The 20,995-nt window shown below is 61.5% G+C and carries 16 protein-coding genes and 2 CRISPR repeat arrays (1 of these 18 only partly in view); of the genes, 12 read left to right on the top strand and 4 right to left on the bottom strand.

What is annotated here, in order from left to right; translation table 11 throughout:
* Positions 1 to 383: 383 nt before the first annotated feature.
* The 4 genes from V5E97_RS01260 to V5E97_RS01275 form a co-directional block, all read right to left on the bottom strand.
* Positions 384 to 539, bottom strand: coding sequence for a hypothetical protein (locus V5E97_RS01260; protein ID WP_406697459.1), 156 nt, complete (start codon positions 537 to 539; stop codon positions 384 to 386).
* A gap of 364 nt (positions 540 to 903) precedes the next feature.
* Positions 904 to 1,773 carry a hypothetical protein gene (locus V5E97_RS01265; RefSeq protein ID WP_406697460.1) on the bottom strand — a complete coding sequence of 290 codons (870 nt, stop codon included), beginning with the start codon at positions 1,771 to 1,773 and terminating at the stop codon, positions 904 to 906.
* Positions 1,774 to 2,698: 925 nt separating this feature from the next.
* Positions 2,699 to 3,424, bottom strand: a complete 726-nt coding sequence (locus tag V5E97_RS01270) for a hypothetical protein (RefSeq protein WP_406697461.1) — start codon at positions 3,422 to 3,424, stop codon at positions 2,699 to 2,701.
* A 557-nt stretch (positions 3,425 to 3,981) separates the two neighbouring features.
* Positions 3,982 to 4,617 (bottom strand): hypothetical protein, encoded by a 636-nt coding sequence (locus V5E97_RS01275; protein ID WP_406697462.1) that lies wholly within the window; start codon positions 4,615 to 4,617, stop codon positions 3,982 to 3,984.
* Positions 4,618 to 4,968: 351 nt separating this feature from the next.
* Here V5E97_RS01275 and V5E97_RS01280 point away from each other — a divergent pair, with 351 nt between their 5' ends.
* The 12 genes from V5E97_RS01280 to V5E97_RS01335 all read left to right on the top strand — a co-directional run bounded on the left by V5E97_RS01280 (position 4,969) and on the right by V5E97_RS01335 (position 17,888).
* Positions 4,969 to 5,364, top strand: coding sequence for a hypothetical protein (locus V5E97_RS01280; protein WP_406697463.1), 396 nt, complete (start codon positions 4,969 to 4,971; stop codon positions 5,362 to 5,364).
* A 12-nt stretch (positions 5,365 to 5,376) separates the two neighbouring features.
* The gene (locus V5E97_RS01285) at positions 5,377 to 5,916 is read left to right on the top strand and encodes a transposase (protein WP_406697464.1); all 540 of its coding nucleotides are present in this window, start codon (positions 5,377 to 5,379) and stop codon (positions 5,914 to 5,916) included.
* 78 nt (positions 5,917 to 5,994) lie between these two features.
* Positions 5,995 to 6,600 carry a hypothetical protein gene (locus V5E97_RS01290; RefSeq protein ID WP_406697465.1) on the top strand — a complete coding sequence of 202 codons (606 nt, stop codon included), beginning with the start codon at positions 5,995 to 5,997 and terminating at the stop codon, positions 6,598 to 6,600.
* Positions 6,601 to 7,119: 519 nt separating this feature from the next.
* Positions 7,120 to 8,226, top strand: coding sequence for a hypothetical protein (locus V5E97_RS01295; protein ID WP_406697466.1), 1,107 nt, complete (start codon positions 7,120 to 7,122; stop codon positions 8,224 to 8,226).
* A 441-nt stretch (positions 8,227 to 8,667) separates the two neighbouring features.
* Positions 8,668 to 10,263, top strand: a complete 1,596-nt coding sequence (locus V5E97_RS01300; RefSeq protein WP_406697467.1) for an alkaline phosphatase D family protein — start codon at positions 8,668 to 8,670, stop codon at positions 10,261 to 10,263.
* Between the two features lie 597 nt (positions 10,264 to 10,860).
* Positions 10,861 to 11,067 carry a hypothetical protein gene (locus V5E97_RS01305; RefSeq protein WP_406697468.1) on the top strand — a complete coding sequence of 69 codons (207 nt, stop codon included), beginning with the start codon at positions 10,861 to 10,863 and terminating at the stop codon, positions 11,065 to 11,067.
* 72 nt (positions 11,068 to 11,139) lie between these two features.
* A complete protein-coding gene (locus V5E97_RS01310; protein WP_406697469.1) occupies positions 11,140 to 11,403 on the top strand; it encodes a hypothetical protein in 264 nt (87 codons plus the stop codon).
* 73 nt (positions 11,404 to 11,476) lie between these two features.
* Positions 11,477 to 12,178 carry a response regulator transcription factor gene (locus V5E97_RS01315; RefSeq protein WP_406701114.1) on the top strand — a complete coding sequence of 234 codons (702 nt, stop codon included), beginning with the start codon at positions 11,477 to 11,479 and terminating at the stop codon, positions 12,176 to 12,178.
* On the top strand, positions 12,175 to 13,707 hold the full coding sequence (locus V5E97_RS01320) for a sensor histidine kinase (protein ID WP_406697470.1): 1,533 nt from the start codon (positions 12,175 to 12,177) through the stop codon (positions 13,705 to 13,707). The genes V5E97_RS01315 and V5E97_RS01320 overlap by 4 nt, the downstream gene beginning before the upstream one ends.
* A gap of 895 nt (positions 13,708 to 14,602) precedes the next feature.
* Positions 14,603 to 15,562 (top strand): alpha/beta hydrolase, encoded by a 960-nt coding sequence (locus V5E97_RS01325; protein ID WP_406697472.1) that lies wholly within the window; start codon positions 14,603 to 14,605, stop codon positions 15,560 to 15,562.
* Positions 15,563 to 15,712: 150 nt separating this feature from the next.
* The gene (locus V5E97_RS01330; protein ID WP_406697473.1) at positions 15,713 to 17,224 is read left to right on the top strand and encodes a cytochrome B6; all 1,512 of its coding nucleotides are present in this window, start codon (positions 15,713 to 15,715) and stop codon (positions 17,222 to 17,224) included.
* Positions 17,225 to 17,432: 208 nt separating this feature from the next.
* On the top strand, positions 17,433 to 17,888 hold the full coding sequence (locus tag V5E97_RS01335; RefSeq protein WP_406697474.1) for a DoxX family protein: 456 nt from the start codon (positions 17,433 to 17,435) through the stop codon (positions 17,886 to 17,888).
* A gap of 504 nt (positions 17,889 to 18,392) precedes the next feature.
* A CRISPR array of direct repeats spans positions 18,393 to 18,932; the repeat unit is 37 nt; unit sequence GTTTCAATCCGCCCCCGGCGCGGAGGCCGGGGGAGAC.
* A 446-nt stretch (positions 18,933 to 19,378) separates the two neighbouring features.
* Positions 19,379 to 20,995: a CRISPR direct-repeat array (repeat unit 37 nt; unit sequence GTTTCAATCCGCCCCCGGCGCGGAGGCCGGGGGAGAC); it runs 5,678 nt beyond the window's last position.

Below are 20,995 nucleotides of genomic sequence, written 5' to 3' on the forward strand. Positions count from 1 at the left end.
GGCCCTATTGAATCCACAAGTTCGTATTTGACATTCGGGAATAGTGCGAAACTTGAACTAAGGGGTAGGCCGGGTAAGTTCGTCGAACGGCTGATGCCTCGCCGAAATCCCACGGGGCCTAAGGTTTCGACGGCCAGGTTCGCCAATCTGCCAGAATCACTCCGTCGCAAGTGCCTGGCTTAAGCCCGTTCCACAGCAGCATCGTCCCAGCCATGCCGACAAGCGGCGGGCCTGGCGCCGTGCGCTGCTGGGCGAGGGGGGGGCCAGGAGTGGCCAGGCACTTCTGAAGGGGTAGGCTGGGTAAGTTTGGCGAACGGCTGATGCCTCACTGAAATCCCACGGGGCCAGAGGTTTCGACGGTCAGGTTCGCCAATCTGCCAGGATCACTCCGTCGCAAGTGCCTGGCTAAAGCCCGTACTGCTGATCACCGGGCTGGGCCTGTCCAAGCCCGACGCCACCTTGGTGCTCGGCTTGGGCGCCGTGACCGACGACCACCTGAGACGACGGGTGGCGCAATGCCCCAGCAACGTCCGCGACATCTTCGCCGCACTCCGCCGGGAGGCAGGCCGGGGCTGATCTGGCAAAGCTTCATGTGAAGCTTTACCAGATCAGACGGGCAGGGGATTTGCACTCATCGGCACCCGCATCCCGGCCGACTGGGATCAGACGGAAATGCCCGGCCGGGCGTAGGGCGTGGCCACAGGGGTCGTTGGTGCTCGGGCACGCGCGAGCAAAACCCCGCCAGCCAGGGCGGTCCGAGAAATGACGGGCCGGCCCTAGCCAACTGATTGTCCATAATTGCGGTAGTTGCTGAACAACCTGTACACATCATGCAGGGCCGCGTGCGCAAATCTCCGAGCGAATGAATCACCGAGGATGAGGAGGATGCCGCAACCGCTGTTTCTACTTCGCAGGTGCACTGATGGTGCTTGGAGCCGACGTCACGATTGCCGTTGATTCAACGTTCTGACCCGACCGTTCTGCAGCATTTTGGGTGCCTAGCATATTGGCTGATTTCACTATGTCTTTATACTCTTGTGCCACCAAGATTTGTTCCAGCGTGTCGATTTTGGAAACGAGCTCCTTTCGCTCGCTCGCCTGGTCCTGGACCCGAGAGACCATCATCCGTTCCAGCATGTCGATTTTGGAATCGAGCTCCTTTCGCTCGCCTGCCTGGTCCTGGACCCGAGAGACCATCATCCGTTCCAGCATGTCGATTTTGGAATCGAGCTCCTTTCGCTCGCCTGCCTGGTCCTGGACCCGAGAGACCATCATCCGTTCCAGCATGTCGATTTTGGAGACGAGCTCCTTTCGCTCGTTCGCCTGGTCCTGGACCCGAGAGGCCATCGTCCGTTCCAGCGTGTCGATTTTGGAAACGAGCTCCTTTCGCTCGTTCGCCTGGCCCTGAACCTGAGAGACCATCTTCCGTTCCAGCGTGTCGATTTTGGAAACGAGCTCCTTTCGCTCGTTCGCCTGGTCCTGAATCTCGCGGTATTGGTAGCAGGCCAGCCCAACAAATCCCATCATCATTGCTAGAAACATGAATGAAAGGTAACGAAACGACGTTTCTGAGCGTCCCGATTTGCTGAGAAGTTCGTCCAATCGGGATGCCCACTTATGCAAGGCGGCATTCTTCTCGATAACCGACTTGAGTTGATCATGAGCCCGTTTGGTCCGGATCACGAGCATTTTGTTCTGCGCCTTCAACTGCTCCTGAATTTTCAGCAACGATGCTGCATGGTCGTCGAGCAGACTCGTGACGTTGGGAGCCATGAATGGTGTCCTGGTGTCGTGATATGATACTGGGGATGACTGCGCAGACCGGGGACGGGGTCGAGGCAACGAGCCTGACCAAGATGATGGATGATGGGTGCGCACCGGGGACGGTGGCCCACTATGCGAGCATCGTGACTCGATGATTAGAACTGGCGATAGGGATTTTTCCCACTGAGCCAGGATTGCCCCGGGCGGTCGTACAGAAAGAGTTGCTCGCGTCTCAGTCGTCGCTTTGCTCGCGACGCAGTCGCGGCATGGATGATGCGATCGTCGCATCGAAAGGCCGGATTTGTGAGCGTCTGCCTGGAGTCTCGTTCATTGAGGCACCCTCGCAGAAACGGTCTCCAATCCATTGGCGTGAGGTGGCATCCATTGCGGATGTAGGATATCTCAGCAAATACAAAAGCACGACGCAAGGCGAATAATCCGAAAAATTTCTCCCGAGTCCATCACGGGAGAGTGCCGAATTTTCCTGCAAAACTGATGCGTTAAGCTTTCGCAATCGTGTGGATACCCAAATTGTATACTGCATCTCACATTGACACTTTGCATCCCAGATATGGGACAGACGTCGCCATTGCTTATGGGTCTATGCCCACCAACCGGGCACATCTCAACTCGGCCATCCAGCCGGATCGGTGCGGGGGGGGGAGACTGGCCAGGCACCTTCGACCGCCTCGCTGAAATCCCACGGGGCCGGAGGTTTCGACGGTCAGGTTCGTCAATCCGCCAGGATCACTCCGTCGCAAGGGCCAGGAGTGGCCAGGCACTTCTGAAGGGCTAGGCTGGCTAAGTTCGGCGAACGGCTGATGCCTCACTGAAATCCCACGGGGCCTGAGGTTTCGACGGTCAGGTTCGCCAATCTGCCAGGATCACTCCGTCGCAAGCGCCTGGCTCAAGCCCGCTCTGTCTAACACCAGAATTAAACCATACCTTGAAGCTCATCGAACGCATTGTCGTGAGACATGCATTCAATGCGACGCCATTGGTCGGTTGCACCGGGAATGGACAGCGCCGAACGTCGATAGGGGTCACAGATTTGGCTGACCCCCATGCAGCGTAGAAACAACATCAAATGGGCAGGCGTAGTTGAATGAGCCAGACGGTCTTCATCTTCGGTCACGCCCACCACTACCAACAATCTGAAATCTCCCGACGATGTTTTGAAACTCAGACGACGCTCATCTGTCCACAAATAAAGCCCACGGATGGTTCCAACCACGTTCAACTCGAAAACATCGTCGGAAATACCAGACCAGAGTTTGCCGCCACGATCCGTAAAAAACACGAAGGGAAGATGGTAGCCAAAACCCATGTCGCCCTTTTCCCACAACCACTGAGTAAGAATCTGGTACAACAAGTCGCAAGGCCATTCTTCAAGGCTGTTTGTTCTAACCGAGAATTCCCACGGAAACGCTGTGTCTGTTGAGTGAAGCGGTTGCGTAAGGCCAAGCGTCATACAAAGGAAGCCGTCGCTCGCACGCCGTGGACTGAACCTCATCGCACAAGCCCCCGGAAGGACGTATTCCTTCCAAGCGAATGAAGTAACCGATCCCGGTGGAATCGTATCACCCAAAATCCGCTGTACCGCCAGACCACGTTCTTCCCAGCGGCTCTTCCACTCAAGGTCTTCTTGCATCTTTGCCATAACTACCCCTGGACACTCAGCTTTATACATAAACAAAATATTTACAATTACGTCATCACTCAATACGCATATTTACACAACCTATTTTCACTATGCCTGCATAATCTGAACAAGTTTATTCCTGAGACATTTTGCGGTGCCCTATTCCACCTAGACAACGGCAATATCGACAAATGTCTCCAATAGTGTTCCCCATGCGATTCTTGCATCCGTGTTGATGGCAAGAAAGGGGGCACCAGGAGTGGCCAGGCACTTCTGAAGAGGTAGGCTGGGTAAGTTCGTCGAACGGCTGATGCCTCACCGAAATCCTACGGGGCCTGAGGTTTCGACGGTCAGGTTCACCAATTTGCCAGGATCACTCCGTCGCAAGTGCCTGGCTAAAGCCCGTTCCTCGGTAGCTGGCGGGACGATCACGCTCCTGAGTTCGGATGCGGAAATCGCGAAGCCCAAACGACAAGTATTCCCGGTTACCCTCTGACCCCCACGGCGATTGCACCATGAAACGCAGGACCATTGGTACAATCGCCCTGTTAACTAACTGAACCGACAGCGCGACTTCAGAAGATGGCTGGAAACACCTGAGCTTTTGGCTTAGGGGTCTCCGCATCGGAGGCGATCTGGCGGATGGAATCGCCTTCGAGGCGATAGATCTCCTCGACGTAATCCCAGATTTTCGACTGTAACGACCAGGAGTAAATATTCGGGCTAAATCGGACAGTGACCTTCCAGACGCCGTCATGATCCCGCTCGACACGATGGACCACAGCGATCCAGCCGGCGTTACGGACTGGATGATCGTCGTAGTGTGGCAGCCAGTCGAAGTGCGACATTCGGGCCGGTGGGCAGGGATCCAACTTGGGGAACCGGGACACGAAATCATCCTGTGCCCTCGCTTCGTCCCCTTCCACGCCCTTTCTTGGATAGACCACGGTGCCACGGTAGCCGGGAGCATCGTCCTTTATGACCATTGTTTCAACGACGGAGGAGTCGATCCGTCCGGGGATTGTGTACACCTGAGGGGGCAAGGGGGCGGTGGACAGCATTGCCAGTCCGCGTTTCGTCGTCGAAGCCCGGAGTTCGAAGGGCCCGACCCGGATCGGTTTCAGCGGGGGAAAAGTCCGAGGCTCCTCCGCCACTGCTGCCAGAGGGACGAGAAGCGTTAATCCCGAGACCACTTTCGTCAACTTTCCCATCAGATCCCCACCTTGGAATCGAGAGACGTCCGATCGAACCGACTGGACAGCGACGACAAGCCCCTAATTGCCCATCATCTCCGATGATGGGTCGGTCTCAGCGTGAGAGGGGATGGCCGAGGCCATGGTCCGCTCACCTTCTTACGAATCGGCAAATCCGTCAAGACACGATGGGGGCTAGGAGTGGCCAGGCACTTCTGAAGTGGGGGAGAGACCTGGCCAGGCACCTCCGCCCCGGTAAGACGGGAGGCCTAGTAGATCCACAAGATCATGACATGTGGATTTTCCACATTACTGTGGACAACCGATCACATCCTCCGTAGATTCGCCGAAACCGAGGAAGGTTCCACGATGTCTACCCCACGCTCGCAACTCGTCGACGAAGCCGTCACACCGTGGTATCACTGCATCTCACGTTGCGTCCGACGCGCCCAACTCTGCGGCGACGACTGCGCCCACCGCAAGGACTGGATCATCGCGCGGCTACGGGAACTCGTCGAACTCTTTGCCATCCACTGCGGCGGATTTGCCGTCATGGACAATCACCTCCACCTCCTTCTCCGGCTCGGTTCCGACCGAGCTCGAGCGTGGTCGGATGAGGAGGTCGCACGCCGCTGGCTGACCTTGCACCCGCTCCGCGATCTCTTGGGACAGGCCTTGCCGGTCGCCGAGGAACGGGTGCGCCAATGCGCCGCGGACGCTTCCTGGGTCACCCGGACCCGCGCCAGGCTGGGAGACCTGGGCTAGTTCATAAAGAGCTTGAAGGAACCACTGGCTCGGCGGGCCAACCGCGAGGACGGCTACACCGGAGCCTTCTGGGAGGGCCGGTTTCGCAGCGTCGCCGTGCTCGACGACGAAGCCCTCTTGGCCGTCGCCGCTTACATTGACCTGAACCCCGTTGCCGCCGGTATCGCCGAGACTCCCGAGATGGCGTCGCACACTTCGCTCCGCGCTCGGCTCGACCACGTTCGGGACCAGGAAGTCACGGCCACGCTCCGCGACGATCTCTCGACCCAATCCGATGACGCCACCCAGGAGGGAGAAAAGTCAGCCGGCCCGCACCCCAGTCCAGCTTTGAGCGGAAGCCTGATCGTCGTTGAATCTCTCGCCCCCTGGCGGTCTTCGAGTAGCGAGCCAACTGAAGCTACCCAGTTCCTCCAGTTTGAGTCCCTGGTTTCCTGGCTTCCTTCATGGACGCATTTGACGTATACGTTAACGAAAACGGGCCTTGGCTCTCCTGGAGAATGGAGGCTAGACATGGACAAGATTATGCTACCCGATGATGCGCAGCCTAATTGACTAAACGCACGTTATACTTAAATAGATTAAGACGCACGAATCTGATTATCCAAACTTCCACTTAAAGAGGTGGGCAAGATGACTCCTTTTTCAAACAAGAAAGCTTGGTGTGCGATTGTTTCTTCAGTGGCACTGCTTTCCTTTGCTACCGAAGTCGGAGCACAGACCACTCCAAAAGGCCGCGATTCAGGTCGAAGCAGCCGGACAAAATCTGCAACAGCAAGGTCGCTTGCAACGAGTCGCCGCCCAGGGCAACCCTTGCCGAATCCGAAATACCTTCTTCCGGAACGCGACCTCGTTGAAACAATTATTCTGCCGAACCCTAAGGCAGACAAAGACTCTAAAATGCTGCAATCGAGTGTTGCAGAATTTCTGTCACGCTTTGACGCGTCTTATGCTGAACGGGCCTTGCATTTTGACTGGTTACAGCATGACCCTTACTTTCAACAGATTCAGGGTCGCGTTTCTGGTTGGGCTGGCGTCATTAAAGATGTTGAGCAATTGCCTAAAGGTGGATGGATCGCCACAATTCGAGTGAGCCCGAGAATCTATCCGCAGTCTAGGGCTATCTTGCTCGACTACGTCGAAGAGACCTACAGATTTCAAAACGGAAATCTTGTTATGGTCGCCACAGATGTTTTTGAGAAAAAGCCTGATAAAAAGCAGATTTATACACCTTTCTGAATACGACATGAAGGGCCAGGAACGGCCAGGCACTTCTGAAGGGGTAGGCTGGGCAAGCTCGTCGAACGGCTGACGCCTCACCGAAATCCCACGGGGCCGGAGGTTTCGACGGTCAGGTTCGCCAATCTGCCAGGATCACTCCGTCGCAAGTACCTGGCTCAAGCCCGTTCCGAAGCGTCAAGGCTGCTTCGGCAAAGTCGAGCTGCTGCGGTGCAGTGACGGGAAGAGCCTTCCATTCCTGAATTCGGTTCATGATCGCCGGGGCCTCGGAGACGACGCAGCTTGAGTGCCTGGCTTCCTGGCTTGGCTCCTCTCGATCCCTGGCGGTCTTCGAGTAGCAAGTTAACTGAAGCTACCCAATTTCTCCAGTTTGAGTGCCTGGCTTTCTGGCTTCCTGGCTTGCATCAATCGACCGATCCCGATGAGGGCCTTGCCTCTCCTGCTCACCACGATCAGAATTCGAGTGATGCGGGCTCCGCGCCCCTCTCGTGATTCAGTGTGGAAGGGAGATTCGTTTCGATGGGCAACGTTCCAACACTTCGGTGGTTCGGTCCGGTCCTCGCGCTGCTGCTGGGCATCGTTTCCGAGGCCGGGGCTCAGGAGAAGGGGACGAGGGTCTACGAGAATCGGCTCATGCCGTTGACGAACCCGAAGCCGCTCCTGGCCGACCACCCCGAGTTCATCGCGCCGATCGAGGAAGTGACCCGCTTCGAGGCACCCGTTCTCGTCGACGACCCGGACGCCGATCTGAACGTGAGGGCCTGGCGCTTCACCTACAACGGCCGCGGGATCATCGAGATGCCGAATCGGCTCCGCGCTGACGACACGGCCGTCATCATGGTCCATCCCTGGGGTATCGACGACGGCCAGGGTTGGAAGACGCCCGAGCCCAACGGCGTCTGCGACTTCTGCACCCCGGTCAAGAATGAACTGGCGGCCCGCCACACGCGTGAGGTGGTCAACCCATTCCTCAAGTCGGTACGCGGCCAGGTCAGCATGGTCATGTTCAGCCTCCGCGGGCCCTCCGACCCCATCCGCAAAAAGATGTACCGATCGTTTGGGCACAAGCCCACCGACGCGGAACGAACGCAGGGCCGGAAAGAGCTGAAGGAAAAACTCGCCAGCCTGACTTACAAGGGAGAACCGCTTCCCGAAACGCTGACGATCTCCAGCGACAAGCCGGTCATCGACTACTTCCGCCAGTTCCCCGGCCTCGACGCCAGCCCCCGCTACAACGGTCCACACTTCTGGGACGTACCGGTCCCCATCACGAAAGACATCGACACAGAAGATAATGATGTCGTGATCTTCGACGAAGACGGCTACCCTGCGCTCCGCGATTTCCTCAAGAAGAACAAAGTCCGCCATGTTCTTCTGACCGGATACGCAACCGACATGTGCTATTGCCGCACCACGGCCGGATACGAGAACCTCTCGAAGGATTTCAACGTTTTCCTCGTCGGCGACGCCAGCCTGGCCACCTTCCCAAGCAACTCCACTCCCCGCTTTGCCACGAACGCGGCTATCTCGTTCGCCGCCCTCAACCAGCTCATCACCCAGGTCTCCTGGGTCAAATTCACGGGCACGAAGCGGCCTGCCTCGGAAACCCGGGAAAGCCAAAAATAACAATAAACCGCGACTGGGCGAGAATCTCGATGGAATTACGGCCCGGCCGTATCCCCTCGGCTCAGGGCCATTCCTTAGGGCTCGCGCCGAGCCCGAGGGAATTACGGCCGGGCCGGCCGTGCTACTGAAAACCGAAGGATTTACGGCCAAGCCGGCCGTGCGAAAGCAAACCAACCCGGTGCGGAAACCGCAAGAATCCTCGGTGCTTTCGCTCGGTCGCGGACGGCCGTGAGGGGGGGATGAAGTTTGCGAGAAATCCGATCGGATCTGGGGCCACCAGCCGCCGCACTCCTTGACTCGAACCGGTGGCTTGCCTCAACTTGGTAGAAGACGAATTCACTGCCAAGACCACCCGCCTCATCCCGATCGAAGTTCGCCTCGAACCGACCGGGAATCCTGCGTGGATTCCACTCTGTCACTCGTTGCCAAGGATCGTCTTTCATGTCAGACCTGGACCTGACCGCGCTCCATGAGTTCGCCCGCCGCGAGGGGGGCCTCAGCCGGCGAACCTTCCTCGCCTATAGCAGTACCCTCGCGGCCTTGCCCTGGCTTGCGGAACGGTCGCAGGCGGCCGTCATGCAAAAAGTCAAGTTCGCCGCCAACCCGTTCAGCCTTGGCGTCGCGTCGGGTGACCCGACGAGTACGGGGGTTGTCCTCTGGACACGACTGGCCCCCGAACCGCTCATTCCGGGAGGTGGGCTCCCCGCCGAGGCGATCGAGGTGCAGTGGGAGATCGCCGACGATGAGGCCATGACGAAGGTGGTCCGCCGCGGAACCGCGCTGGCGACCCCGCAACTCGGGCACTCGGTTCACGTCGAGGCGGGCGGCCTGAAACCAGACCGGTGGTACTGGTATCGGTTCCGGGCCGGCGACGCGGAGAGCCCCCCAGCACGCACCCGGACCATGCCCGCCCCCTCGGCCCAGCCCGATCGGCTCCGGTTCGCCTTCGCCTCCTGCCAGCACTACGAAACGGGCCTCTATACCGCCTACGAGCACATGGTCAAGGACGAACTCGACCTGATCCTGCACCTGGGCGATTATATCTACGAAGACGAGGGGAAGCCGGGGCGGGTCCGCCTGCATCTCGGCAAGGAAATCGAGTCGCTCGACGACTATCGGATTCGCTACGCCCAGTACAAGTCCGACCCGCTGCTCCAGGCGGCCCACGCGCGTTGCCCCTGGATGGTGACCTGGGACGACCATGAGGTCGACAACAACTACGCAGGGGAATTCTCGGCGATCAAAGGGGTCGACAGCCTCGCCCTGCTGGCCCGGCGGGCGAACGCCTACCAGGCCTACTACGAGACGATGCCGTTGCGCCGACCATCGATTCCTCGCGGCCCTCGAATGCGGCTCTACCGAAAGGCTTCCTTCGGGCGACTGGCCGAGTTGCTCATGCTGGATACCCGCCAGTTCCGCTCCGACCAGGCAAACGGCGACAAGTCGTCCGACCTGAACGACGAGGCCCTCGACCCGAAGCGCACGATGCTCGGGCAGCGGCAGGCGGGCTGGTTGCAAGCGTCTCTGCTCACGTCCTCCGCAACCTGGAATGTGATGGCCCAGCAAGTGATGATGGCTCTGGTCAATCGCAAGCGAGAGGCCAACTCGCTCTACTCGATGGACCAATGGTCCGGCTATGCCGCGGAGCGGATCCGGCTGGTCAAATTCCTCGCCGAGCGCAGAGTCCCCAACCCGATCGTGCTTACCGGAGACATCCATTCCAACTGGGTCAACGACCTCCGCGTGGACGACCGAAACCATGAGACCCCGGTGATCGCCACCGAGTTCGTCGGCAGTTCGATCTCGAGCGGCGGCAACGGGACCAGCACCCCCAAGGGCCTGGAGGCGTTGAAGGCCGAGAACCCGGGCGTTCGGTTCTTCGACGCCCAACGCGGCTACGTTCGCTGCACCGTGACTCCCGGTCTCTGGCGAACCGACCTCGTCGAATTCGAAGACATCACCCGCCCCGGCGCTCCGGCCGTGGAACGAGCATCCTTCATTGTCGAGGCCGGTAAGCCGGGCGCTCAAACCGCCTGATCCGCTTCTCGACCCAAGAACTCATCTCCCGCTACCCCCCCCCCAAAAAAAAAGCGAGCCCGCGAGAACAGGCCGGGACTCAATGGGGGGGGGATTCGCCCATCCTCCTCTGCCCGAAGCTTGGCCCTTCCTAATTTTCCAACGCTCCGCGAAAGAGCGAAAGAACCGATGATTGTTGCGGTTTCCGCAACGGGTGGGTTTGCAGCAGCACGGCCGGCCCGGCCGTAATTCCCTTCGTTTGCAGTAGCACGGCCGGCCCGGCCGTAATTCCCTCGGGGTCGGCGCGAGTCTAGGGAATGGCCCTGAGCCGTGGGGGATATGGCCGGGCCGGCCGTGCTACGGATTCGACCGGGCCGGAAATCCCGCGAGATTCTCGCCCAGTCGCGGATCGTTGTTATTTTTCGCGAAAACCGGAGCGTTCCGAATCAATTTCCCACCCCAGAAACCCAGACCCACCTGAGACTTACAGCAACATTTAGAAGACTTAATCTCCGATTAACGGTCAGCTTAGCCTCGCCCTCTAGACTACCTCTCGGATCGCCGACGTGATGACGGGTTGTTGCCGCCAGGTCACGTCACAACCCGGGAGGAAATCTCATGGACTCGTCCGCATACCAGGTCTTGCTCATCCCCGTCTGCCAGGGCATCTGCCTCGGACTGTTTGCCGGGCTGGTGATCCATCTCACACTCAAGTGGCTTGCCGCTCTGATCGCTGACGCGGCTCCTGACTCTCAGGAACGACTCAGCCTCAGCAAGGGAAGCCCCCCAAGCCCGAAGGTTCACCCCCTCCAAGGTCACCGGTAACGACGGCCTTCTGATCATGCCCCGGCGTCAACTCACTCGTTTATCACTTCACAAGACCTGAGAGGCTTTCCCATGGTGCTCCTGACCTTCATGAAATACGCCTTGACCCAGCTAGGCGCTTGCTCCAGTGTTGAGGACGACCTGACGGACGAGTCACCGGCGGACGCGGTGGAGCTGTCTCCGTACGACGCGAGCGAGGAGGTCCTGACCTGGTTCAGCCTGAGTCTCGATCGCCGAGCGCCCGATCAAGCGGACGACGACGAGTTGGCCAGGCTCAGCCTGACGACATCCGAGTCGGAAGTGGCGGCGCATGCTGATTTCGAGCGATGGATGTGAGCGTCTGACACTCGGCACCGTCTACAATGTAGAGATCGTGGCTCCTTCTCCAGTCGATCGGCGGGACCGATTCATGGGCATCCGCATCTTGATGGTTGAAGACGACGAACTGATCGCAACCTCCGTGGTGAGAGGTCTGCGCGAGGAAGGATACGTCGCCGAGCGAGTCTCGAATGGCGACGTCGCCTGGTCGATGTTGCAGCACAGCGAGTGGGATCTCGTGATCCTCGATTGGTGGCTGCCGGGACAGGATGGCCTGACGATCCTCCGTCGCTTCCGCCAGCGCGACCGCGACACGCCGGTCCTATTCCTGACCGCCCGTGACTCCGTCTCCGACCGAATCATGGGACTCGATGGAGGCGCCGATGATTATTTATGCAAACCCTTCTCATTCGACGAACTCCTGGCCAGACTCCGCGCCATGCTTCGCCGTGCGGAGGGACGATCCGGCACCGTCCTGAATGCCGCCGACGTGTCGATCGACCTGGCCACCCAGCGCGTCGAGCGGGCCGGCCATCCCCTCGATCTCACGGCCAAGGAATACGCGCTCCTGACCTTCTTCCTCCGCCATCCCGGCGAAGTTCTCTCCCGAACCCGGATCTACGAGCACGTCTGGGACGAGCGCTATGACGGGCTGTCGAACACGCTTGAAGTCCACGTCTTCGAGTTGAGGCGGAAGCTCGAAGCGCAAGGCGAGCGGCTCATCCATACGCTCAGAGGCCGCGGCTACGTCTTCGGTGCCACGCCTGGCGGGCCGGAAGGAGGGCCAGTATGAGCCTGGCCACGCGGGTCTCCGCCTTTTTCCTCGCCGCCCTGGGAATCACCTTGCTCGGGTTCTCGATCTTCCTTTACGCCCTGGCCGACCACCACTTGCATCGCCAGCTCGACGACCGGCTGGAAGCTGCGTTGGGGGCTTTGGAGGCCGCCGTGGACGTTGAGCCGGACGGCCTGGAGTGGGAGCCGACCGAGCGTCGCCTCACCCTCGGCCTGGAACCGGGCGTGGACCAGGTGCACTGGTCGGTCCAGGACGAACGCGGGCAGACGATCGACCACTCGGCAAACCTCACGCACGACACCGGTCGCTTTCCCTTGGGTTGGAAGCCGAAGGCCTGGCCGACGGAACCGACGGACGGGACGGTCTACGACGCGACCCCAGGATGGCGACTGGCCGCGCGTCGCCTCTTGCTTCAGGACCTCCTGCAAGAAGGCCGGGGCCACCCCGAGGACGATGGGCCCGAGGACGACGTCGAGTACCCGGTCCTGGTGATCACGGCCGGGCTCTCGCCCGGCTCGGTCGAGGCCAGCCTGAACCGCCTCGGCCTGACCTTGGCCGGCCTCTCCGCGGGCCTCTGGGGAGTGGCCGCATTGCTCGGGCGCAAACTCTGCCGACACGCACTGGCCCCCCTGGGCGCCATGGCCTCGGCCGCTCGCGAGATGACCGCGGGCGGGCACGGCGAATTCCTACCGTCCCCCGGCACCCGTGACGAGTTGGAGGATCTCCGCGTCGCCTTCAATGAATTGCTGGCTCGCCTCCACGAAACGTACGAGCGTCAAAAGCGATTCACAGGCGACGCCTCGCACCAACTGCGGACCCCACTGGCGGGCCTGCTCAGCCTGGTCGAAGTCATCAGGCGCCGGACCCGGCCCGCGGCGGAATACGAACAGACCCTCGACCAGGTCCACCAGGAAACCTTGCGACTCAGCCAGATCGTCGAGTCGTTGCTCTTCCTGGCGAGGACGGAGGCCGACGCGGAATCGCCGAAGACCGAGGTGGTCGACCTCGCGGCCTGGGTCCCGGCCCAGATGTCCCGCTGGATGGATCACCCGCGTGCCTCCGACATTCGCGAGGAAGGCCCCAACGATCCGCTCCCGATCCTGGCGCACCCGTCGCTGCTCGCCCAGTTACTCGAAAACCTGCTGGACAACGCCCTGAAGTACAGCGATCCCGGCTCCCCGATCCTCATCCGGACCTGGCGCGACGCGAACTCGATCCTCCTCTCGGTGGAGGATCGGGGAGTCGGCCTCGCCGCGGACGAACTGACGAAAGTCTTCGATCCGTTCTATCGCTCACCCCAGGCGCGCCAGATGGGCCGGACCGGCGTCGGCCTCGGACTGTCGATGGTCAAACGGATCAGCATTGCATTCGGCGGTACGATCGAAGTCGAGAGCCTTCCGGGCCGTGGAACCCGGTTCGTGCTTCGCTTCCCCGCGCGGCCTGACTTTTCCTCAGCACCCGAACCCGATCCGCCTCGCAGTCTCCGGAACCCCATCGAAACAGGGCCGAACGCAACCCGAGTCCAGTGAAACTCCCCCCCTCGGTCCCTCCCCCCAGGACCGCCAACGGCGGGCCACCCCCATCGACGACACCGCTCGTCCCTGGTCGGCGGCCCGCCGTTCCTCCGTCACCAGCGTCCGAAGTCCTACCATTGTTTCCAGCAAAACATCCCCATAACAAAGGCCAATCACCCGATCGCGTCAGAGTCAGGCATGCTCATTCGCGAGCGATTGGCCCCGCGTCTGTCGAGCCGAAGCGAAAGTCATGAACTTCGCGAACGGCCCGCCAACGTCGCACCCCCACGATGCCATCCGCCAAATCCTCGAATCACAAGCATCTACACTATTTTCAATCAACAACCCGAAACAGAGCTAAAGATCCGATGATTCTTGCGGTTTCCGCCACCGGTTGATTTGCAGTCGCACAGCCGGCCCGGCCTGTTTCCTTCAGGGCATATAATCTGAATGCATTCCTAAGTTCCCAACATTTCCTTTTTCCACATTTCACGATGATTTCGATAAATTTCCACTTGGTTCGCGATTAAGATCCTGATGAAAGATCTTTTGAACTCGAACCAAGCATCCGACCACCCTTGATCGTGCTACCGTGATCACCCAAGAACCCGCGATTCCCGCATCGCGGAATCGTCGAGGACGGGTGAGGAACTCCCGAGACTGGTCGCGACGGGTTGGATCCGTTCTCTGTCCCGGGTGCGAGGTCTCGAGCGCGGCCCCGAAGGATCCAAATCGTTCGGCCACCATCACCCGAACGAAAACCGCTCGATGAGTCGCTTATTCCGTTGTGAATGAGCGTCGCGACCGAACCGAAGTGTGAGCTCACGCGTGATTGGCCAGAGAACGAGAATGTTCTGACTGACGGCATGCGTTATGCAGGTGGCTCACTACAACACCATGGGAATCAACGATGACCTCGAAAATTCAACTCGAGCCCGAAGCCGAGGAATTTGCCAAGGCGACGGCAAACCCGCCATTTCTCTTCGACCTCGGCCCTGAGAAGGGCCGCGAGGCCGTGGATGAAGTGCAAGCGGGTCCGGTGGCCAAACTCCCCGTCGATGTCGAGGAACTCACGATCTCGGGCGGCCCCAGCGGGCAGGTTTCGCTCCGAATCGTTCGCCCACCGGACGTCTCGGGACTGCTCCCTATCGTCCTCTACACCCACGGGGCCGGTTGGGTGTTCGGCAATGCGCACACGCACGACCGACTCGTTCGGGAACTCGTGGTGGGCGCCGAGGCCGCCGTCGTGTTCGTGAACTACAGCCTTTCGCCCGAGGCCAGGTATCCGACGGCGATCGAGGAATGCTACGCCGCGCTCCAGTGGGTCGCGGCCAACGCCACCCAGTACGGCCTGGACTCGAAGCGGCTGGCGGTCGCGGGTGACAGCGTGGGGGGGAACATGACCGCGGCCCTCACCCTGATGGCCAAGGCACGCGGCGGTCCGGCCATTAGCCAGCAGCTCCTCTTCTACCCGGTGACCGACGCCTCCTTCGATACCGAGTCTTACAAGCAGTTCGCCACCGGCTATTTCTTGAGCCGGGAGGCGATGATCTGGTTCTGGGACCAATATACGACCGACCCGAAACAGCGGCAGGAGATCACGGCGTCTCCCCTCCGCGCCACCCTGGAACAGCTCCAGGGGCTCCCCCCGGCACTGATCATCAACGGCGAGGCCGACGTCCTGCGCGACGAGGGAGAGGCGTACGCCAACAAACTACGAGCGGCCGGAGTGCGAGTCACGGCGGCACGCTTCCAGGGGACCATTCATGACTTCGTGATGCTCAATGCCCTGGCGAACTCGGGCGCCGCCCGCGGCGCGATCGCGCTGGCCACCGGCTGGTTGCGCACTGGGTTCGCGAGTCCGGTTTGACCGCCGCCAGCTCACCGATCGTTTCGCGCGGCGCCGACCGGTGGCACTGGTTCGTTGGAGCACACTTGCAGGCAGAGCATTGCCCCCGACAGTGAAATCAGGTCCGGCTACCCACAAACGCTTCGTTCCACCCAAAAACGGAAGGCTTCCATGACACAAAAATCGGTGCCATCAGCCCAGGGCGAGGTGACTCCCAACGTCGCCCGACGTGTGTTAAGTCCCTCGAAGCGTGCCCGAATTCACCCCAGGCGGCCGTGGCGGTTCGCCCCAACCTCCCTCGTCTTGCTGGCCCTGGCTTCGCACTTTCCGCCGGGCTTGGCCACGGTCCGGGCGGATGAACCTTCGATCAAGACGAGCTACGACCAGGTCGCGCCCGTCCTCATCGGCAAGGAAACGTTCCAGGCCGTGGTCACCAAGGACAAGGCCGACAAGCCGGCGGTCATCGCTCGCCAGAAAGCCCTCCTGGAGACGCGCTACAACCTCACCTCACGGCCGGACGGCAAGGTGAGCATGACCCGCGGCAAGCCGATCCAGGTCGGCCCGACGGCCAAGCTGGCGGAGGGGATGACCTGGGACAAGCTGGCCGCGATGGCTCCCGAGGAGATCCGCGACAAAGGCCTCTTTCCCCAGGGCTACCTGCCTCTGCCCCACCCGAAGCACGACGTTGGAGGCATGCTCTTTCCCCAGATGGAGATCAAGCAACTGTCTCGCCTGGAGCGATTCGACCTCGATTTCGACCTTCCCGAGCACTTTCTCCCCGAGTTTCCGCCGCCCCTCTTCCTGACCACCCGGACCGACCTGGGCGACGTCTCTCAGGGCAAACTCATCACGGTGGACAACTTTCAGGAAATCTTTCAAGGCATCCTGAACGCCAAGGACCTGGAAGGTCTGCGCTTGCTGGTCACGCAATTCCCCCAGCAACAGTTCAACGCCACGCGTGACCGCAAGACCGAGAATCCGATCGGGATGCTGGGCGTGTCCTGCTTCGATTGCCACGTCAACGGCCACACGTCGGCGGCCACCCACCTGGTGGGCGATATCCGGCCGCAGTCGCACCGCCGCCGGATCGACACGCCGAGCCTGCGTGGCGTCAACATTCAGCGGCTCTTCGGCTCGCAGCGGGCCCTGAAGTCAATCGAAGACTTCACCGAGTTCGAGCAGCGGGCCGCCTACTTCGACGGCGACCAGGTATCGGCGGCGGCCAAGGGGATCAACCCGCTGGAGCGGGGGAGCCAGGTTCACTTCATGTCCGAAGTGCAATCGCTGCTCGACTTCCCACCGGCCCCCGGCCTGGGGATCGACGGCAAGCTCAACCCCAAGAAGTTCGGGCCCGACTCCCTGGAAATGAAGGGCCAAACCGTCTTCTTCGGCAAGGCCATGTGCGCCACCTGCCACCCTGCGCCGTACTACACCGACAACCTCATGCATGACCTGAAGGTCGATCGGTTCTACAAGACGCAAACCATCAACGGTCTGGTCGCCACCTCGCAGGGACCAATCAAGACGTTCCCCCTTCGAGGCATCAAGGAGTCTCCGCCCTACTTCCATGACGGTCGACTGCTCACGCTCGAAGACACGGTCGAGTGCTTCAACCTGATCCTGGAAACCAAGCTTTCCACGGAGGAAAAGCAGGCCTTGGTCGCCTTCATGCGGCAGCTCTAAAGCGGCGTCGGCGTTCTCCTTCGTTCGTTCTCCCTGAGCCCTGGAACGCGAAGGGTCTGTTTTCGAGATCCGACAGGCCGGCAACCGCTCGATCCGTTCACTCGGCCTGACTTTTGATGTCGTCTCAATCCGATCGATCCCCACGGCGACACGGACCGTCGTGGGGATCCGCCGGCACGATTGTGATCGAACAGACGGAGACGTCAAAATGCGCTGGCTCTTTCCTGCATTCCTGGACGGTCCGGCCGCGGTGGGACTTTTTGTCCTCCGACTTGTGGCCGGTTCCGCCATGATGTTGCACGGCTGGCCCAAGATCCAGCACGCCACCAGTTGGATGGGCCCAGGCGCCGCGGTCCCTGGCCCCTTGCAAGCCCTGGCCGCCGTGACCGAGTTCGGCGGCGGCCTCTGCTGGGTCCTCGGCCTCCTGACTCCGCTCGCCTCGTTCCTGATCCTCTGCACCATGGCGACCGCCACCGTGATGGTCCACCTCCCTCAAGGCCATCCGTTCGTCGCGCTTCCCCCCGGCGGCCCCTCCCTCGAGCCCGCCCTGGGCTACCTCTCCATCGCCGTGGCCCTGCTCCTGATCGGCCCCGGCCGCCTCTCCCTGGACGCATTCCTCTTCGGCCGCCACCAGAACGTGGACACCCCGCGCCTCAGCGGCTAACCAATGCCCTGACAACCTGGGCACGGCTTCCCCCTACAAATCCGACCCAGCCTTGCAAAAACGCCCTCAGAGGCACGCCTCTTTATCCAAGCCATTCCCTAAAGCCAGTCGCTTCCTACGGGCATTGAACCACCTCTCGGGATGAAGGATGGCCCCATGCGACTTCGATCGGCATCGGGCCTGTCGATGATTTCTTGATACACGAATACCAACGCACCAATCGCCCCAACTTCCGTGCGCCCATTCCAAAGTGTCGCCTATCACACTTATCAGATGCTTATCAGTAACATGCATATCTCAAATTATCCTGTCGTCCGACGGATACCCTCCGACTCCCAGTGAATTGGCGACAATCCGCAAAACGACAGTCCGCCCCCGACTCGAAGGCCGGACGGAGCCCCAGACGGTTGGCCCGGTGACGTCCTCGAGGAATGGTTTCAATCCACCCCGGCCCGGAGGCCGGGAAAGTCCAGCCTGAGGGAAGCCACCCATTCCAAACGCTCGGTTTCAATCCGCCCCCGGCCCGAAGGACGGGGGAAACTCGTCATAACAACTAGAGTGCTTCATCAGTCGATCCGTTTTAATCCGCCCCCGGCGCGGAGGCCGGGGGAGACACGCTGGGTAAGACCTTCGCCCTGGCTGCTCTGCTGTTTCAATCCGCCCCCGGCGCGGAGGCCGGGGGAGACGCTCAGAGGCAAGCGTGAAGGCCGATGCCTTAGTGTTTCAATCCGCCCCCGGCGCGGAGGCCGGGGGAGACTCTCGACGACAACGACGCACTTATCTTTCCGACACTAGTTTCAATCCGCCCCCGGCGCGGAGGCCGGGGGAGACTCCATGCCTCGGCGAGCGTGGTCTCGCTGGGCCGGTTTCAATCCGCCCCCGGCGCGGAGGCCGGGGGAGACGATCCGTTCCAGGACGGTTGGCATCTCGCGAATGTTTCAATCCGCCCCCGGCGCGGAGGCCGGGGGAGACTTGTGCTCAACGCGGGCGCGGGTGCGGCGATTCAGTTTCAATCCGCCCCCGGCGCGGAGGCCGGGGGAGACCCGTGCCCCGTGATTTTGGCCGACTTGAGCTTGTTTCAATCCGCCCCGGCGCGGAGGCCGGGGAGACCGTATGCGGGGGGGGTTGGGGTCACGCTTGCTGACGTTTCAATCCGCCCCCGGCGCGGAGGCCGGGGGAGACTTGCGCGGCGCATCGACGGCGCGATGAAGATGCAGTTTCAATCCGCCCCCGGCGCGGAGGCCGGGGAGACCGTATGCAGGGGGTGGGGTCACGCTTGCTGACGTTTCAATCCGCCCCGCGCGGAGGCCGGGGAGACTTGCGCGCGCATCGACGGCGCGATGAAGATGCAGTTTCAATCCGCCCCGGCGCGGAGGCCGGGGAGACCTCGGCTACCTCGATGGCACGATCCTACACTACTGTTTCAATCCGCCCCGGCGCGGAGGCCGGGGAGACCTCACAAAATCTCGTGGGCCGGAGCCCTCGGATATGTTTCAATCCGCCCCCGGCGCGGAGGCCGGGGGAGACCCGCCGCGTCCACGACTTGCCGGAGATAATCCAGTTTCAATCCGCCCCCGGCTCGGAGGCCGGGGGAGACAGAACCTCGGAACATTCTTCCTCTTCACCAAGAAGTTTCAATCCGCCCCCGGCTCGGAGGCCGGGGGAGACCCTGAAGGATCGAAGCGCGAGTCAGAACGCCCATGTTTCAATCCGCCCCCGGCTCGGAGGCCGGGGGAGACAAGCATGGCTTGCTCGGTGGCTCCATAGCTCGCGGAGTTTCAATCCGCCCCCGGCGCGGAGGCCGGGGGAGACTCTTCCGCCTCGCGATCGCTCGCGCCCGGACTCGTGTTTCAATCCGCCCCCGGCGCGGAGGCCGGGGGAGACACGGAACAATCGCGGCTCGCAACTCGATTCGCGCGTTTTAATCCGCTCCCGGCGCGGAGGCCGGGGGAGACCCGGCCGTCTTAGCCATCCGTCCGGGCGCGAGTCGGTTTCAATCCGCCCCCGGCGCGGAGGCCGGGGGAGACGCGGACATGGGCGACTTCATCACGATCGACGCGAAGGTTTCAATCCGCCCCCGGCGCGGAGGCCGGGGGAGACGCGGCTTGGGCTCGATCCGAAGGATCACCGGCGGCTGTTTCAATCCGCCCCCGGCGCGGAGGCCGGGGGAGACCGAAGAGGACCGGGAGAGCTATACCAAGGAGTTCGTTTCAATCCGCCCCCGGCGCGGAGGCCGGGGGAGACGGCCTTCGCGGACGACCAGGGCGCAATTGTCTCGGGGAGTTTCAATCCGCCCCCGGCGCGGAGGCCGGGGGAGACACACTACCTTGAACAGCTTCAGGGCTTTGGCGGTGTTTCAATCCGCCCCCGGCGCGGAGGCCGGGGGAGACGCATCGAATGACTCGGGATCAGCCAATTGGACGGGTTTCAATCCGCCCCCGGCGCGGAGGCCGGGGGAGACAAAGCGATCGAGTTGCCCTCGCAACCAATCTCGCCAGTTTCAATCCGCCCCCGGCGCGGAGGCCGGGGGAGACTCACCACCCTCCTCGCCGAAGTCGAACAGCTGAGGTTTCAATCCGCCCCCGGCGCGGAGGCCGGGGGAGACGGGGCTCCCGAGTGCTGGGCTACGGTCGGTTTAGTGTTTCAATCCGCCCCCGGCGCGGAGGCCGGGGGAGACCGCACACGCTGCGAGAGCGAACCATTAATACTCTGTTTCAATCCGCCCCCGGCGCGGAGGCCGGGGGAGACGTCGATAACCTGAGTCGGCTTGGACCGAAGATGCTTGTTTCAATCCGCCCCCGGCGCGGAGGCCGGGGGAGACGAAGAGTGGCTTGCCGACCGGCTCTGGCTTCGGCAGTTGTTTCAATCCGCCCCCGGCGCGGAGGCCGGGGGAGACCGACATCGACTGACCTCCGTCGGCGGGGGAGTGGTGTTTCAATCCGCCCCCGGCGCGGAGGCCGGGGGAGACAGGCCTGCTGTGCTGCCGAAAGCCTTGCGATCGCCCGTTTCAATCCGCCCCCGGCGCGGAGGCCGGGGGAGACGAGGGTGGCGAGGTCGTCACGCAGGCCGGCGATAGTGTTTCAATCCGCCCCCGGCGCGGAGGCCGG

This window comes from Singulisphaera photorubra, from assembly GCF_045290345.1.
In the GTDB taxonomy this organism is placed as follows: Bacteria; Planctomycetota; Planctomycetia; order Isosphaerales; family Isosphaeraceae; genus Singulisphaera.